The 15594-nt window shown below is 59.0% G+C and carries 16 protein-coding genes; 9 read left to right on the top strand and 7 right to left on the bottom strand.

Going from position 1 to position 15594, the window contains the following annotated elements; all coding sequences use genetic code 11:
- Window positions 1-4: 4 nt before the first annotated feature.
- Window positions 5-922, bottom strand: coding sequence for an NAD(+) kinase (locus GFS31_RS16800; RefSeq protein ID WP_198805907.1), 918 nt, complete (start codon window positions 920-922; stop codon window positions 5-7).
- 305 nt (window positions 923-1227) lie between these two features.
- Between GFS31_RS16800 and GFS31_RS16805 the strand changes: the two genes are divergently transcribed.
- On the top strand, window positions 1228-1488 hold the full coding sequence (locus tag GFS31_RS16805; RefSeq protein WP_198805908.1) for a DUF3146 family protein: 261 nt from the start codon (window positions 1228-1230) through the stop codon (window positions 1486-1488).
- 183 nt (window positions 1489-1671) lie between these two features.
- Window positions 1672-3123 carry an Asp-tRNA(Asn)/Glu-tRNA(Gln) amidotransferase subunit GatA gene (gatA, locus tag GFS31_RS16810; protein ID WP_198805909.1) on the top strand — a complete coding sequence of 484 codons (1452 nt, stop codon included), beginning with the start codon at window positions 1672-1674 and terminating at the stop codon, window positions 3121-3123.
- A 117-nt stretch (window positions 3124-3240) separates the two neighbouring features.
- Here gatA and GFS31_RS16815 read toward each other — a convergent pair whose 3' ends face one another.
- The 5 genes from GFS31_RS16815 to GFS31_RS16835 all read right to left on the bottom strand — a co-directional run bounded on the left by GFS31_RS16815 (window position 3241) and on the right by GFS31_RS16835 (window position 7557).
- A complete protein-coding gene (locus tag GFS31_RS16815) occupies window positions 3241-5124 on the bottom strand; it encodes a serine/threonine-protein kinase (RefSeq protein WP_198805910.1) in 1884 nt (627 codons plus the stop codon).
- Between the two features lie 7 nt (window positions 5125-5131).
- Window positions 5132-5794: a V4R domain-containing protein gene (locus GFS31_RS16820; protein WP_198805911.1), complete on the bottom strand. Its 663-nt coding sequence runs from the start codon at window positions 5792-5794 to the stop codon at window positions 5132-5134.
- A 164-nt stretch (window positions 5795-5958) separates the two neighbouring features.
- On the bottom strand, window positions 5959-6471 hold the full coding sequence (locus GFS31_RS16825) for a hypothetical protein (protein WP_198805912.1): 513 nt from the start codon (window positions 6469-6471) through the stop codon (window positions 5959-5961).
- Between the two features lie 73 nt (window positions 6472-6544).
- Window positions 6545-6883 (bottom strand): hypothetical protein, encoded by a 339-nt coding sequence (locus tag GFS31_RS16830; RefSeq protein WP_198805913.1) that lies wholly within the window; start codon window positions 6881-6883, stop codon window positions 6545-6547.
- Complete coding sequence (locus GFS31_RS16835) at window positions 6880-7557, bottom strand: V4R domain-containing protein (protein ID WP_198805914.1); 678 nt, start codon at window positions 7555-7557, stop codon at window positions 6880-6882. The genes GFS31_RS16830 and GFS31_RS16835 overlap by 4 nt, the downstream gene beginning before the upstream one ends.
- A 510-nt stretch (window positions 7558-8067) precedes the next feature.
- Between GFS31_RS16835 and GFS31_RS16840 the strand changes: the two genes are divergently transcribed.
- The 7 genes from GFS31_RS16840 (at window position 8068) to GFS31_RS16870 (ending at window position 14143) form a co-directional block, all read left to right on the top strand.
- Window positions 8068-8274: a photosystem I reaction center subunit IV gene (locus tag GFS31_RS16840; RefSeq protein WP_198805915.1), complete on the top strand. Its 207-nt coding sequence runs from the start codon at window positions 8068-8070 to the stop codon at window positions 8272-8274.
- 185 nt (window positions 8275-8459) lie between these two features.
- The gene (locus tag GFS31_RS16845; protein WP_198805916.1) at window positions 8460-9308 is read left to right on the top strand and encodes a DNA-formamidopyrimidine glycosylase; all 849 of its coding nucleotides are present in this window, start codon (window positions 8460-8462) and stop codon (window positions 9306-9308) included.
- A gap of 52 nt (window positions 9309-9360) precedes the next feature.
- Window positions 9361-9579: an NAD(P)H-quinone oxidoreductase subunit O gene (locus GFS31_RS16850; protein WP_198805917.1), complete on the top strand. Its 219-nt coding sequence runs from the start codon at window positions 9361-9363 to the stop codon at window positions 9577-9579.
- 33 nt (window positions 9580-9612) lie between these two features.
- Window positions 9613-10563 (top strand): hypothetical protein, encoded by a 951-nt coding sequence (locus GFS31_RS16855; RefSeq protein WP_198805918.1) that lies wholly within the window; start codon window positions 9613-9615, stop codon window positions 10561-10563.
- A 988-nt stretch (window positions 10564-11551) separates the two neighbouring features.
- Entirely contained in the window at window positions 11552-12523 is a 972-nt protein-coding gene (gene sds / locus GFS31_RS16860) for a solanesyl diphosphate synthase (protein ID WP_198805919.1), read from the top strand.
- A 30-nt stretch (window positions 12524-12553) separates the two neighbouring features.
- On the top strand, window positions 12554-13534 hold the full coding sequence (locus tag GFS31_RS16865; protein ID WP_198805920.1) for a carbohydrate kinase family protein: 981 nt from the start codon (window positions 12554-12556) through the stop codon (window positions 13532-13534).
- A 141-nt stretch (window positions 13535-13675) separates the two neighbouring features.
- Window positions 13676-14143: a CYTH domain-containing protein gene (locus GFS31_RS16870; RefSeq protein ID WP_198805921.1), complete on the top strand. Its 468-nt coding sequence runs from the start codon at window positions 13676-13678 to the stop codon at window positions 14141-14143.
- Window positions 14144-14188: 45 nt separating this feature from the next.
- On the opposite strand, the gene GFS31_RS16875 is transcribed toward GFS31_RS16870, so the two are convergent.
- The gene (locus GFS31_RS16875; protein ID WP_198805922.1) at window positions 14189-15538 is read right to left on the bottom strand and encodes an NAD(P)/FAD-dependent oxidoreductase; all 1350 of its coding nucleotides are present in this window, start codon (window positions 15536-15538) and stop codon (window positions 14189-14191) included.
- Between the last annotated feature and the right edge of the window lie 56 nt (window positions 15539-15594).

Below are 15594 nucleotides of genomic sequence, written 5' to 3' on the forward strand. Positions count from 1 at the left end.
GCGCCTAGGGCAGTTCCACAGACGTCGGCTTGGCGATGTGGGGCAAGCCCCAGCCCAGCTTTTCTCGCAGCACCTTAAAAAATTCGGGCGACCGCAGCCGAATGAACCGGGCTACGTAGGGAGCGCGACAGGTGCTCACCCAATCTCCTGGCATGACGTAGCATCCGGCATTGCCGTCTACAATCATCACCAAAGGATCGGTGTTGGCGGAATGGATGGCAACAGGCTCATGGTCGGGGAAGACTAGCCCCCGCGAGGCCAGGGAATGGGGACAAATGGGGATGAGCTGCGTCACCGAAACCCCAGGGGTAATCACCGGGCCACCCGCTGATAGGGCATAGGCCGTAGACCCCGTGGGGGTGGAGACGATGATGCCATCGGCGGCAATGTCTACGGGGGAATGGCGACCAATACCCACCTCGAAGTGGCACATACTGGTGAGGGGTTCGCGGTGCAGCACCATTTCGTTGAGGCAGAGGGCTTCCCAAATTAGGGTGTCTCCATGGCAGAGCTTCACTGCCAGCATGGATCGATCTTCAATTTCGTATTCCCCCGCCAGCACTTGGTCGATGGCCTGGGGCAGTTGGTTGAGGTAGGCTTCGGTGAGAAAGCCCATGTGGCCCGTGTTGATGGTAAGCAGCGGAATGCCAATGGGGGCTAACTGCCGAAACGCTGCCAGCACCGTGCCATCGCCGCCCAACACTAGGGCAAACAGCATATCGGCGTCAAAGTGGGGTGGCACCAGGCTATCTAAGGGCGTGTGGCACATGGGCCGCTCTGGGCTAGAGTAGCCCAAAATACCGCCCGCCCCGGTGGCCAGGACAACGTCTAAGCCTTTTCCCTCCAGCTTTTCCTGCCATTCCAAGGCGACCTGCTGGGCAACGGGCTTAATGTCGTTATAAATAATGCCGACCTTGGGCACAGGCAGTTTCCAGTGTTAAGCGAAGGGAAAAAGCCGCGATAGTTCGGCCTGGGGCACCCATGCGTGAGGCTGGGCACGGCAAGCCGACAGTAGGGCTTCACCCTAGGCTACCGTTTTTTCGTCGTGGATTAAACGCCTGCCCAAAATTCCGTTACCTCAGGTTGGGGCAGGTTAGGGCAAATCCAGCCTCGCCCTAACCTGGGCCTAGGGGTTATGGTACCTATGGAGCAGGCCCGTTCTGCATCATTGGTCTGCCTGCTGTCCTTGGCCTGCGGCCTGCTGTACTGTTCTGAGTCCTAAGTCCTGTGTCCAGACGCTCCTCCGAAACCACGGCCTATGTGCGCATCACCCACCAGTCCTGGAGCCAGGGCCGCATTGAAGGGGAGGTGCGGGCCAGTGACTACGAATGGCAGTTTCAATGGCGCTTTCGCCAGGGCCAATTACGCATTGAACCGTCCCTGGGGCGAGCGCTGATCTGCGAACCCCTCAGTCGGTTTTTAGAGCGCTGTGACTATCAACTGGAACCGGGCGGCGACTACTCCTTCACCATCCGCGCCAAACTTTAGCCAAACCTTAACCGACAGGGCTCAGGGATTTCCCATCAAACCATGGCGACCTAGGGTTCACCGACCCCGCCGCATCTCGGTGCGGATCGATTTGCCCTGGGTGGCCCCGGAAGTGCACAAAAGATTGGGCCAGAACCCGCCTATACTAATACTTTGGTGTTTGTGGCAAATCCGAGGAATTCCATGTCTGTCATCCGCGAACTGCATCAACAGTTGGTCAGCAAAGAGCGATCTGCGGTGGAAATCGCCCAGGGATACCTCGACCGGATGACGGCTTTAGAACCCAAGCTCCACAGCTATCTGACGGTGACGGCCGATGTGGCCCTGGCCCAGGCGGCGGCGGTGGATGCCCAAATTGCCGCCGGAGAAGCCATTGGCCCCCTCGCCGGAATTCCCATCGCCCTCAAGGACAACCTTTGCACCGAGGGTATCCGCACCACCTGCGCCTCCAAGGTGCTAGAAAATTTTGTGCCGCCCTACGAATCCACCGTCACCCAAAAGCTGAAAGACGCAGGCATGGTGGCCCTGGGCAAAACCAACCTGGACGAGTTCGCCATGGGCAGCTCCACGGAAAATTCCGCCTACCAACTGACGGGCAACCCCTGGGATGTGGAACGGGTGCCCGGTGGCTCCTCTGGCGGGTCGGCGGCGGCGGTGGCGGCGGGAGAATGCGCCGTGGCCCTGGGCTCGGATACGGGCGGTTCCATTCGTCAGCCTGCGTCCTTCTGTGGCGTGGTGGGCCTAAAGCCGACCTATGGCCTGGTGTCTCGGTTTGGGCTGGTGGCCTATGCCTCGTCGCTGGATCAAATTGGGCCGCTGACCCCCACCGTGGAAGACGCCGCCCTGCTGCTGGGGGCGATTGCGGGCCATGATCGCCGCGACTCCACCAGTTTAGATATCCCCGTACCGGACTACACCCAATACCTCAAAACCGACCTGAAGGGCCGCAAAATCGGCATCATCACCGAAACCTTTGCCGCCGAGGGCATCGACCCCGCCGTGAGATCCGCCACGGAAAAAGCCATCCAACAACTCAAAGACCTAGGGGCCGAAATCCAGGAAATTTCCTGCCCGCAGTTCCCCTACGGCCTGCCCACCTACTACATCATTGCCCCCTCGGAGGCCTCCTCTAACCTAGCCCGCTACGACGGCGTGAAATACGGTGCCCGCAAGGACAACGACAGTTTGATCACCATGTACACCAAAACCCGCGCCGAGGGCTTTGGGGACGAGGTGAAGCGGCGGATTATGATCGGCACCTATGCCCTGTCGGCGGGCTACTACGATGCCTATTATCTGAAGGCCCAAAAGGTGCGAACCCTGATTAAGCAGGACTTTGAAAAGGCCTTTGGTCAAGTGGATGTGCTGGTGTGCCCCACCGCGCCGACGACGGCCTTCAAAGCCGGGGACAAGGTGGACGACCCCCTCAGCATGTACCTGTCTGACCTGATGACGATTCCCGTCAACCTGGCGGGTCTGCCGGGGATGAGTTTGCCCTGTGGGTTCGATGATCTGGGCTTGCCCATTGGCCTGCAACTGATTGGCAACGTGCTGCGGGAAGACCTGCTGTTTGAGGTGGGCTACGCCTACGAACAGGCCACCGACTGGCACAAACAGCGGCCCCAACTCGGCTAGCCAAGGGCTAAAGATGATGATGATGTAGGTCTGCCCCAGCGGTTGTGCCCCAGCGATTGCGCCGAGAGGGAATCCGGAGGCCAAGCCGAAAGTCTATCCTCGCCGCCCCTAGATGCCCTAGAACACTAAATCTAACCCCAGATGGGCGAGGTCGAAGTTGTAGAGGCGACTGCGCTGATCATCTTCAGGAACGCTCCAAATAAACTGGCTGGGGGATCGCTGCACCATGGCGGTGGGGCAGGGCAAATGGCTGATGCGGTTAATGACTTGCCCCTCTTCATTCATCAGGGAGAGGTGGCCCTCAGCATCGAGCAGGCCATAGCCAACGGCGGTTTCAAAGATCCAGCGGGGGTGGATATCGGCCCGGTAGCGCACCATCCGCAGCGGCTTCAGATCCACCACCAGGAGCGACTGGGGTTGATCCACCTCCAGGGCCAGATAGCGGTAGGGTCGCCGGGTAGGTACCAGGTTGTGGAGAGCAACGGGCAGCGGCATTGGCCCTAGGTATTGGCCTCGCCGGGTAATCAGATGCACGAGGGTTTTCTGGGGCTGTTGCACCACTAGGCCCAGGTGGTGGCTGTCTAAGGCCAGCAGCGCAATAATGCGGCCCTCGGCGATGGGAATGGAAACCCGACAGGCGGCAGAAATTTTGACCGGGGTCTGAGGCTGGTTCCGCAGGTGGCGAATCAGCAGGTCGGCGGTGGCCGGGTGGGGTTGCTGCACCGTGGCAAACCAGCGGCCATGGGGGGCTACCGCCATCTGAATAGGGTCGGCCTCTTGGGCAATGCGGCCCAAACCGTGGGGAATAGCCAAGAGATGGAGGGAGGTGGTCGTAGCCAAAATACCGCCCTGGGGCAGCGGCACAAAGCGCTGGACTGGCCCCGGTAGGGTAAAGCCCTGGGTGGGGCCGGGAGGGGTGGGCATTCCTTGATTGGGCCAATGGTAGAACCAAACGTGATTCTCAGCGGCGGTGATGAGGAGATTGGGGGTGGCTGGTGACAGATTGGACGCCGCCGCCGGAGACCAAGCCCCATCCTTTGTGGTGGGCTTGGACGCTAGCGGCGGGGCAGCGTGCGGCAAGGTGACTAGGCCCATCACCTGAATTGGGTGGGGCATGGCGACCCAGGGCAGGTCAGGGGCTACCACCGGGTCGGGCAGTACCTTTCCCCCGAGGGGCACGGCAGCAAACTCTCCGGTGCGGCAGTCTTGGTAAATTTGCCCAATGGCTTGGCGCATGGCCTGGGCACTCTGGAAACGCTTAGGAGCCAGCTTTTGCAACGCCTTGGCCACCACGGCCCGAATTGGATCCGGCAGCTCCGCTGGAATCTCTGGGGATTGGTTCATGTGAGCCACCATCAGCTCCATGGGCGTGCCAGAAAAGGGCCGTTTCCCCAACAGCATTTCGTAGAGAATAATCCCTACCGCATAGAGATCAGAGGTGAGGGGGTGCTGGTTATAAAACCGCTCCGGGGCCATGTAGGCGGGGGAGCCAGAATGCCCCATTTCCGACTCGTTCACCTCCTGGCTAAGGCGGGCGATGCCAAAGTCAGAAATCCGCGCCACCCAGCCCCTAGGTGTGAGGGTGAGCAGAATATTTTCCGGCTTGATGTCGCAGTGAACGATGCCCTGCTGGTGGGCATGATCCAACCCCGACAGGATATCCAACACCAGCCCCAGCATTTCCTCCCAAGACAGGATGATGTCGCTTTCCAGGATGGATCGCAGGGTGCCGCCTTCGCAGTAGTCCATCACCAAGTAGCGGCCATTGGCGGAATGCTCTAGGGCTTGGCAGGTAACAATGTTGGGATGTTCTAGGCTCAGCAAAAACCGTAGTTCCCGCAGAAACTTGTGGGTCGGAAACCGATCCTTGTGCAGATATTTCAGCGCCACCAGTTCCCCCGTTTTGCGATGGATGGCGCAATAGACCTGACCAAACTGCCCATGGCCCACCAGCCCAAGCAGTCGATAGTGGGAACGTCGGATCGGTCGGCGTATAGCCACTAGGCAATCATCCCTGCTGCACTAGGGCCTGCATAATACTCTGGTGAGATTGGCCATTGGCCACCAGCGCGGTAGCCGCTTGCAGCCGCTTCCCGAGGCCAATGACAAAGCGATTAGCATCGTCGCCCCGCGTCGTGCAGCTCGTTTGCACGCACACCAGTTCGCGCCCGGTAAGCTGGCTAAAGAAAATCTCTAGGATGCCCCGCTCTAGATCGCCGGAGGGGCTTTGGCTGTCGGGGGCGGCGGCGGTAAAGGGCGAGTGGTCAATTTCGAGGCAGAGGAAGCCCTGATCCCGGTAGGTAATATCTAGGGTGATTTGGCCCCAGCCGTGGGTTTTCCAGCACTGCTGAAGGGACTGCAAGAACTCCGCCATGGAGAGGTTGGCCAGGGGCTGGCTGTAGTAGTCGGCCAGTTCTTCACAGAAGCGGGCGTAGAAGTTTTTGCCCCACCAGCGGCCACAGTTGTACAGCACCAGCTTCGAGGCTTGGCCCGTTTCCTTTTCCAGTCCGGCGTAGATGGCTTGCAGGAGGGGATTGGGAATGGCCAACAGGCGATCCCCTCGGCGATTTTCTAGCAGGCCAAGCTCGGTCGAACCGCGCACATAGAGATCCTGGGCAAAGTAGTTGCCCGGTAGACGGCCATCAACGAGTAAATCAGCAACGGAGACCATAGAGTGATGTCCTCACGGGTACGGTAGTGGGCGAAGGGAGGCCGAGGCGGGCCGAAGTATGAGTCTGGAGGGTGAGCCTGAACGGCAGGGCTAGAAGGTCAGTCTAGAGGGCAAGACGCTGTCTGGATAGAGCAGCGCTAGGCGGTATTCCTCGATTGAGCGGCCTAAAACAGGTTCGCTAAGGAATCCATCTCTGCCGCAGGGGCCGTGGGGGCGGCGGCGGTGCCCAACAGCAGATCTTTCGCCTTGGTCAGTCCCGGCTTCAGCAAGTTAAGCTGGGCCGGGGTAAAGACCTTGGCCAGTTGTTGATCCAGCAGTTGAAACAGTTGCTGATCGAGGGCTTGGGTTTCGTGGGCCTTCACCAGTTCTGGAAGCCAGCCCTGCAACCGCCCCTCCACAAAGGCGCTGTCGTCCAGCAGCATCGACATGGCCACATAGCGCAGCACCATCAGGCCATTGCGAACACTGCGCTCCACCTTGGCTTCTGGTTCTTGGGTGCGTTGTTGGAGGGCATCGGCAATGGGCTGCATGATGGCCACTTCCTGATCGCGCAGGGTGCGATAAACCGCGATGCGCTCGGGAATCGAACTCACGTACTGGCTCAGCAGGGTGAGATCGTTGGCATCGAGGTAGGGTTTATCTGCACTTTCAAACAAGCTATCGAGTTTGAAGGTCATAATCCGAATCCTTGGGAAAGCGTTGCAGGGCAGCAGAAACGGGCTACGAAGACGGTCACGGGCCTAGGCTTTTCTAGCCAAACAAGCTAGAGAAGTCGTCGAGGGTGAGATCATCGCTAGGCATATCCGTGGTAGACGACGGAGCCTCTAGGGGCGCAATGGGCACACCAATGGTGGGCTTACCCTCCCAGGACATCGTCTCAAAGAACTGGCCCACGGTCAGGTTGAGGGGCATCTCTCCACCCAGGCTGGGGTCGCCGATGGCAGTGGCGCTAGCGGCAGAACGCATCGCCACGCCGCTCCAGTTCACCCCCTCAAAAAAGGCTTGAACCGTTTCCCGCATCCAGGGCTGGTTGGCCGACTGACTGGCTGAACTGTGGCCATTGGTGGCCGATAACGTTGCGGAGATCATGCGCCACCTTCCCCGGCCCGCAGCCGTTTTTCAATGTCGCGGGCGTTGGCCCCTTCGTTCATCCAAAAGGCGGCGGCGTCAATGCGCTCCCGGCCCCCCAGCAGGAATTTGCAGTAGGTTTCGCCCATGGAGTAGCACTGAATTTCGATGCAGCTCAGTTGTTTCCGCACCATTTCGGTGAAAAATCCGGCAAACAGCCCCGCATAGAGGTGGCACACGGGCTTGCCTACGTCCCCTAGGGTACGGGCCACCGCCGAATCAAACAGGTTGATGAACATAAAGCCCTGCTTGCGGTCGCTCATGTCCACCTCCCAACGGCCCCAGCCCTGGGAGATAAAGGGCCACCACCAGGTTTCTAGCAAAAACATCAGGTTGGCGCGGCGAGGGCTCATGGAAAACTCCTTCTCAAACCAGCGCTCGAACTGGAGGGAGTCAAACTTGCCCCACTCTAGGCCCACGGTGTACATGATGGCGGCGGAGGCATCCCCCACCTCCTCCTGAAGCCCTTCCAGCAAGCCAATGATGAAGTCTTCACTGGTCAACACGTTGCGGGTGTCGTTCCAGTCGGTGATGGTGCCGCGATCCGTATTGAACTGGAAAAAATCCTTGAGGGCATAGTGGTTATGCTTCTTCGGGAACTTTTGGTGCAGGCGATGGGCGGTCTCTGGGGTCATAACCATGATCTATCAAGCCTTGACGGTTCTCACTGCTATACGTAATGTGCCCACGCCACGCCAGAATTAACCGTTTTTTTAATCATTATTGACGCTAAATTCTGGCCAGCTTGGGGCACCTATTCCCTAGGGTATCGAGGATCCGGCGATCCCGCCCTTTGGTCGGGTCTTCAAATAGACACAAAACTTATCTCAACCCACCCCAAACGGGCCACTCTTCCGGGCAGACGCTTGACCTTGACCCTCCTTGACAGACTTCCCTAGGGTTTTCTGTCCTTCAAGATCCCCTCTCCCCTGTCTGACCCAAAAGCCTGGATCCCAATCGAGCCAACGCAACAAAACTTAAACCCCGCCCCCCCACGGGAACTGTGCAGTCGTAGTAATCTGTTGAACGTGGAAGTCAACCCTATTGAGGTTCTTGCTCGGTTCTTGTTAATAGGACAAGGCCACGGAAGGGTCTGGGCCTTAATAGATTGTCATAAATACTTGGTTTTCAAGAGGGCATGATTTATGGTTCAACGCGGTTCTAAGGTTCGGATTCTCCGCAAAGAGTCCTACTGGTATCGGGATGTGGGTACCGTGGCCACCATTGACCAAAGCGGCATCAAATATCCCGCCGTGGTTCGCTTTGACAAAGTGAACTACTCTGGCATCAACACCAACAACTTTGCACTTTCTGAGCTAGAAGAAGTGGAAGCGCCCAAGGCTAAGAAGTAAGCCTATCTCCTGGACAACGCCACTTTCTGACGGTTAGCCCACACAATACCCCTGTTGCCTACACTCTACCCCATGCTTGACCGTTGGTCTCGGTGGGGCTGAGGAAGGGTAATGGGGGTGTTGTTTTTGGGAGTGGGGAGTCGGGTTAGGATCGGGCTGTATCATTCCGCTTTCTGGAGAACTCTGTGCCTGAACTGCCCGAAGTTGAAACCGTCCGCCGGGGGCTAAACCGCGTTACGCTGCATCAGGCGATTGTGGGCGGTGAGGTGTTGCTAGCCCGCACGGTGGCTCATCCTCCCAGTGCCGATGCCTTTTGGGCTGGACTCCGTCAGACTCACCTGGTCGAATGGCAGCGACGGGGCAAGTATTTGCTGGGTCAATTGGCGAACGAAGCCGATCAGCCTGCGGGCTACCTGGGGGTGCATCTGCGGATGACCGGGCAATTACTGTGGGTTGATCCTACCGAACCCGTGCAGACCCATTGCCGGGTGCGGCTTTTTTTGGAGGGTAATCGCGAACTGCGCTACGTTGACCAGCGCACCTTTGGCCGTCTGTGGTGGGTGCCCCCCGGTCAGGATCCGGCCTCAGTGATGACGGGGCTGCAATCCCTAGGGCCAGAACCCTTTGACGACGCCTTCTCTCCGGCTTACCTAAAGGAACGCCTTGCCCGCAGCCAGCGCCCCATCAAAAACGCCCTGCTGGATCAAGCCCTCGTTGCCGGAATTGGCAACATCTACGCCGACGAAGCGCTGTTCCTCAGCGGTCTGCGCCCCACCACCCTGGCCCACAGCATTAGCCTGCCCCGCCTAAAAAAGCTGCACCAGGCCATCCGCGACGTCCTCACCACCAGCATCGAATCTGGCGGTACCACCTTCAGCGACTACCGCGACATCTACGGCACCAACGGCAACTACGGCGGCGTGGCCTGGGTCTACGACCGCGAAGGTCAGCCCTGTCGAGCGTGTCAGTCCCCCATCCATCGGCTCAAGCTGGCCGGACGTTCCGCCCACTATTGCCACCAATGCCAGCGGTAGAGGCGATACAATCAGCATAGTTAACCTGTTGTTCACGAACGTCATCCACACCATGGCAGCAACCCTCAAACGCGGCGATTTGGTCAAAGCCCTGCGGGACAAATTAGAAAACAGCCTAGAAATCAAGGCCAGCGACCCCCGGCTTCCCCCCTACCTGTTTGAAACCAAAGGGGAAATTGTCGATCTTACCGATGACTATGCCCTGGTGAAATTTGGCCATGTGCCCACCCCCAACATCTGGCTGCGGCTAGATCAACTGGAGAAAGTCTAGATCCCTCACCCCGCCTAGGAGATCGGCCCACCCATGACGACGGATACTCCCTTTCCCCCCAGCCTGCTCAAGGACGACCTGTTGCGCCTCGTGCCCATCGACCTGGCCACGGCAGACTCCCTCAGCCCCATCACCGAGGTTTGGGTGGATCCTCGGCGTCATCAGGTTATTGGGGTGGGCTGCGGGGGCGGATTAGGTCGTCGCAGCCAGCGCTTCCCCTGGAGCCAAGTGGTCTCCATTGGGCACGATGGCCTCGTCCTACGAGCTTCGGAACCTCCATCGAGTCTTTCAGAAGAAAACCGTCTTCCAGAGGACAGCCCCTTTGGCGAAGGCATTGCCCTCAGCGACGTGGAGGTGTGGTCAGACTACGGGGATCGCCTCGGCACCCTCACCGACTACCGCCTTGTGCCTGCCACGGGCGAAATTGTGCAGTACCACTTCACGACCCCAACGACAACAGCTTCGACAGCACCTTCTGAGGACGCCAACAGCCTGCCGCCGGGGTGCTATGCCCTGCCGCCCCAGGCTGTCATCAGCCTAGGCCGTCGCCGCATGATGATCGCCCACGAAGCCCTCGCCCAGGCCGAACGTTTGGGAGATCCGGCTCCCCCCCGTCCCGCTGGCCCCCGGTCGGCCCTTGATGCCCTGCCCTTAGATCAAGTCTTCGACCACATCCCCGACCCCAAACAAACCTGGGACGCCACCCTAGACAAAACCCGCCAAGCCCGCACCCAGTTCTCAGAACAGTGGCAGGAGCAGGGCCAACGGTTCCAGTCTGAGGCGCAACAGCGCTTAGGCCACTGGCTGGGCGACGTGAAAAAACGCACCCGCCGCCTGCGCCATCAACTGCGGGAAACCGTTTCTGATGTCACCGCTGGTCTGCCCGAACCGCCCCAACGACGACGCCCCGAACCGCCCCCCGTCATCGACGTAGACGCCACCGAACTCTGGGGCGACGACGAGCCGCCACCGCCGCGCCGCTAAACTGATAGCTCTGCCTCAATACTAGAGCTACCTGCTCCCTTGTCCTGAGAGCAGGTCAGACGTGGGCGGTACGAGGAATGGGCCAAAGTTAGGGGGCTTACCGTGCCGTAAAGCGCCTAGACCACCACAGCAGTGCTCCATAGACCAGCACCAAGTAGGCCACAGCCAGGACGGGAATAATCAGGGTAGGGGTATCGAGGGCCATGACAGTCACAACGGGTAGGAGCGAAGGGGACGCAAAGGAAGCCGTTCAATCCTCAATCCCAAAAACGTCCCTAGGCAAAGATATAGGGGAAGGTGGGTGAGGGTCACTTCACCGCCCTGCCGGATTTTTTAGAGCCCAAAACCTTCCGGTCTTTGGGGCCAAAAACCAGCGAACGACGATAGCAATAAGGCCCATAGGCGCAGGGATTCAGCCCCAGCATTCCGGCGATAAACACCAGAACCAAGGCGACCTTGAGCAACCTACTCCTATGGGTGGCAGCGGCGTTGATTCACTTTGCACAACCCTGGCGAATCTAAGGACAGTCTGCACTGCTGCAAGACGGCCGAGACCGACGAGCACTTAGACACCGCAGCTTAAACACCACAGAGAACCTTACTAAATGATTCCCAGCCGTGGCTCTATGCCAAACCAGAGGCAACGGAAAAGTGAAAAATAAGAGACCTTGGCCGCTTACCTGAGAAAAGTCTTAGCTGTATCCTAACACGCCATTCCCTGACTGGGAGCGGCATTGAAGAATTTCATTGCAGGTATTGATCGGCCATTTCCCCCGCTGGAGAGCCCGCATCTTTGTGCCCTTTGGAAGCCCCATTGAAGTCCGTTTTTAGGTCGATTTATCTGATTTTCGAGGAAATTTATCCTAGGCTGGGACAGGTGGATCGGGTCTAAAACCGTGGGGCGATTCTGCCACATCTCCAGGGGTTAGCTTAAAATAACGGTAGACTATGTTAAAAAACGTAACCATAACTGCCTCCCTGGCTGTCCATGACTTCAGTAACCTCCCTTTTCGCGCCGGTTGAGACCGATCTTGACCTCCTCACCCAAAACCTCAAGGGGTTAGTGGGGGCACGGCATCCCATTCTGTCCGCCGCCGCTGAGCATCTCTTTGGGGCCGGGGGCAAGCGCATTCGTCCGGCCATTGTGCTGCTGCTGGCTAGGGCCACCATGCCCGATCAGGACATCTCGCCCAAGCACCGACGGCTGGCGGAGATCACCGAGATGATCCACACCGCCAGTTTGGTGCACGACGACGTGGTGGATGAGGCCAGCGTGCGCCGGGGGGTGCCCACGGTTCACAGTCGGTTTGGCAACCGCATCGCCGTCCTCGCCGGAGATTTTCTATTTGCCCAGTCCTCTTGGTACTTGGCCAACTTGGACAATCTGCGGGTGGTGAAGCTGCTGTCCCAGGTGATTATGGATCTGGCTGAAGGGGAGATTCAGCAGGGGCTGAACCGCTTTGATACTAGCCTTTCCATCGATGCCTATCTGGAAAAAAGCTACTTCAAAACGGCTTCCCTACTGGCCAACAGCGCCAAGGCTACGGGGGTGCTGAGCGATATTTCCGAAGTGACCATCAACCAGCTCTATGCCTACGGGCGCTACCTGGGGTTGGCCTTCCAAATTGTGGATGACATCCTGGACTTCACCAGTTCCGATGAGGTGTTGGGCAAGCCCGCCTGTTCCGACCTCCGCAGCGGCAACCTGACGGCCCCCGTCCTCTACGCCATGGCCGAACAGCCCTTTCTGGCCACCCTGATTGAGCGAGAGTTTTCGGAAGCGTCGGATTTTGACCAGGCCATTGAGTTGATTCACCGCAGCAACGGCATTCAAAAGTCGCGGGATTTAGCCGCCGAACAGTCGCGCCTAGCGGTGGAATGTTTGGCTTCGTTGCCCCCCTCCGCCTCCAAGCAAGCCCTCCAGGATATTGCCGACTACGTGCTGCGGCGAGTATTCTAAGCCCTAGGGTATTTTCGACCACCATTCGCCATGGCCCCACGGGTAATTTGTTTGGGCGAGGCGCTGATCGACCGCATTTTTGATCGGCGTGAGAATCAGGAGACGTCATCTTCCTTTTGGACGGATTACCCCGGCGGGGCTCCGGCTAATGTGGCCACGGCGTTGGCGAAGTTGGGCACGCCCACGGCCCTGATCGCCTGCCTGGGCAAAGACCCCCAGGGGCAACAGCTTGATTTAGCCCTCAAAGCCGCCGGAGTCGATATCACCGCCCTGCAATGGACAGCAGCCCATCCCACGCGGGTGGTGTTGGTCAACCGCGACGCCCAGGGAGAGCGCACCTTTGTGGGCTTTAGCCTGCCCGACCCCAGCCGCTTTGCCGATGCTCACCTGGAGGCGGATCAGATTGAGTTGACCCAGTTTGAATCTGCTCAATACTTGGTGATGGGCACGCTGGGGCTGGCCTATGATGCCCTAGGCCGAAGTATGCGATCCGCTAGGGAATGGGCACACCAGCACGGGCTAACGACGGTGGTTGACCTCAACTGGCGGCCTAGGTTTTGGCCTCAACCAGAGCAGGCGATTCCCATCATTCAAGACTTTTTGGCCCAGATAGACGTTCTTAAACTCAATCGTGAGGAAGCCATCGCGCTTTTTGACACCAGCGCCGCCGCCGCCATTCGGGAGAAACTATCGGCTTGCCTAGTGCTGCTGACCGATGGGGATAAGGGTTGCGATTACGCGACCGCTGACTTCCAGGGACACGTGCCTGCCTTTGTCGTCGATTGCGAAGACAGCACCGGGGCCGGGGATAGCTTCCTGGCCGGGTTTCTGCACCAGTTGGATCGCCAGGGCTTAGACCTCTTGGCGCACGAGGATTCCTTGCAGAGTGCGGTGCAGTATGCCAGTGCCGCCGGAGCCCTCACCGCCACGCAGCCCGGAGCCATGACCGCCCAGCCCGACGCGAGGGCCGTGGAGGCGTTTTTGTATTTACACAATCAGTTGATGTCCTAGGGGCCAGGTATCCCAGGGGCCAGGTATCCCAGGGGCCATGCGTCCTAGGGGGAGCCTGCTCCGTGGCCGTCGGGACGGGGCTCTTGTCAGCGTTCTATCATCGACGTCCCATAATGGAGAGGAACACGGTGGGAGAACCTCATGGGGCAGGAGATTGAGCGCAAGTTTCTGGTCACGAATGATCGCTGGCGCAGTGAAGACCCAGGTCAGCGGCTGTGCCAGGGATATATTCCCACCCAGGATGCCCGGACGGTGCGGGTGCGGGTGGCAGGAGACCAGGGCTACCTCACCCTAAAGGGGCCAGCGGTGGGGCTGGTGCGTCCAGAGTTTGAGTACGCCATTCCCCTAGAGGACGCGGAGACCCTGCTGTCTACGCTCTGTCAGCCGCCCCTGATTGAGAAAATTCGCTACCGGATTCCCATCGACGATGTGGTGTGGGAGGTGGACGAATTTTTTGGCGCAAACGCAGGGCTGATTCTGGCGGAAGTTGAGCTGACGACGCCCAATCAGCCCGTCAACTTGCCTGATTGGGTGGGGGAAGAAGTGACCTACGATCTGCGCTACAGCAACTCTAACCTGGCGCTCCATCCCTTCACGGCATGGAGCTAATCGCGGAGGGGTGTTCATCCTGGGCGTCACCCATCGTCAGTGGCGTCATCCTTCTGGGGGGTTGCCGGGGGCGGGCGTTGGCGATGACGGGCGAGAGAACCAGCGCCGTACCCAGCGGTAAGGCCACCGGAGGACAGATCGAACGCGCCGCCGAAGATAAGCCCCCAGTCCCTTCGAGATTTTTTCAAATCGATAGTCAAACAAGATGGCCACCACTTCTTCCAGGGAGAAGGGGGCGAGGTAAGTGACCACCTTATCCACCAGGCGATCACTGTCGGCGAGATATTTTTTCAGGGCCAAACGTTCTGAAATCGTCCAAGGGGCCAAAAACTGGCGGTGCATGGCGTCTCGATAGCCAGAGAAATCTGTCCGAGTGCCTTTCAACCGCTCAACAATAAACCTCTGGGCAATCTCAGCGCTGACCATGGCATGGCGAATGCCCTCCCCTCCCAGGAAGTTTACGGTGGAGACCGTATCGCCGATGGCAATCACCCGACCGTCGGCATAGCGGTCGCGCAGCCCCAACCGATAGCGCAGGGTTTCCCCGTGCACATCCAGCACTTCGTAGTGGCTGGGCTGGAGGTAGTCCCGAATCAACAGCTCGACGTAATACTTTAGGGGCTCTACCGTAGCAACCACCTGATGTGCCCGGTTCACCACCCCCGCCCCTACCTTGAGCTGGCCGTCGCCCATGGGAAACACCCAGGAATAGCCCCTCGGAATCCAGCGATGGCCCAATAGGAAGACCAGCGATTCGGCGCAGCGTTGATAGGTGTCATCATCCACGCGGATCAGGTACTCAATTCCCGTACCCGTCAGCAGATTAGCGTCTTTTTTGCCCAGTTGGCCCGGTTCCATCACCGCCCGCGCAGGCCCGGTGGCATCCACCAAAACCTGAGCCTGCACCACCCGCTGCCGCTGCCCCAGGTTGTCTTTGAGGGTGATCACCACGCCGCCGTCGGTCTCGTGATGGCTGACGTAGCGACATCCCATCCAGACCGTTCCCCCCAGGCGCGTCACCTCATCGGCTAAAAACTGCCGCAATCGGGCGAAATCTAGCACCGCCCCCTGGGTCTGCGTGGATGTCCAGCGGCCATGCTTTTGAGAGGTGACGATTTCGAGCTGCCGCCACCAGCTACCCACTACCGTTTCGGGCAAATCAAAGCGGCGCAGGGTTTCTAGGGGGGTGCCGCCGCTCGAAAAATTGTTGCGATAAAAGTCTCGAAACCGCTCGATCAGCAACACCCGGTAGCCTTGCTGGGCCAACACCCGACCGCATTGCCCCCCCGCTGGGCCAGCCCCCACAATGACCACATCAAAGGTCTCCTCTGGGGCCATCTCGGTCGCTGAGGTTGAAGCTTGGAGGGGGATGTCTTCAGTGGGCATGGGCGTCATGGAAGGTCTCGGTGGGGAATCAGCACAATCACGTCCACCCCAGGGTATCGCGCTCT

The organism is Leptolyngbya sp. BL0902, from assembly GCF_016403105.1.
Classification (GTDB): domain Bacteria; phylum Cyanobacteriota; class Cyanobacteriia; order Phormidesmidales; family Phormidesmidaceae; genus Nodosilinea.

Coding starts and splice junctions, on each gene's coding strand:
- gatA (WP_198805909.1), top strand. CDS start 1,672: ATGTCTGTCATCCGCGAACTGCATCAACAGTTGGTCAGCAAAGAGCGA.
- GFS31_RS16820 (WP_198805911.1), bottom strand. CDS start 5,794: ATGGTCTCCGTTGCTGATTTACTCGTTGATGGCCGTCTACCGGGCAAC.
- GFS31_RS16825 (WP_198805912.1), bottom strand. CDS start 6,471: ATGACCTTCAAACTCGATAGCTTGTTTGAAAGTGCAGATAAACCCTAC.
- GFS31_RS16830 (WP_198805913.1), bottom strand. CDS start 6,883: ATGATCTCCGCAACGTTATCGGCCACCAATGGCCACAGTTCAGCCAGT.
- GFS31_RS16835 (WP_198805914.1), bottom strand. CDS start 7,557: ATGACCCCAGAGACCGCCCATCGCCTGCACCAAAAGTTCCCGAAGAAG.
- GFS31_RS16840 (WP_198805915.1), top strand. CDS start 8,068: ATGGTTCAACGCGGTTCTAAGGTTCGGATTCTCCGCAAAGAGTCCTAC.
- GFS31_RS16850 (WP_198805917.1), top strand. CDS start 9,361: ATGGCAGCAACCCTCAAACGCGGCGATTTGGTCAAAGCCCTGCGGGAC.
- GFS31_RS16855 (WP_198805918.1), top strand. CDS start 9,613: ATGACGACGGATACTCCCTTTCCCCCCAGCCTGCTCAAGGACGACCTG.
- sds (WP_198805919.1), top strand. CDS start 11,552: ATGACTTCAGTAACCTCCCTTTTCGCGCCGGTTGAGACCGATCTTGAC.
- GFS31_RS16865 (WP_198805920.1), top strand. CDS start 12,554: ATGGCCCCACGGGTAATTTGTTTGGGCGAGGCGCTGATCGACCGCATT.
- GFS31_RS16870 (WP_198805921.1), top strand. CDS start 13,676: ATGGGGCAGGAGATTGAGCGCAAGTTTCTGGTCACGAATGATCGCTGG.
- GFS31_RS16875 (WP_198805922.1), bottom strand. CDS start 15,538: ATGACGCCCATGCCCACTGAAGACATCCCCCTCCAAGCTTCAACCTCA.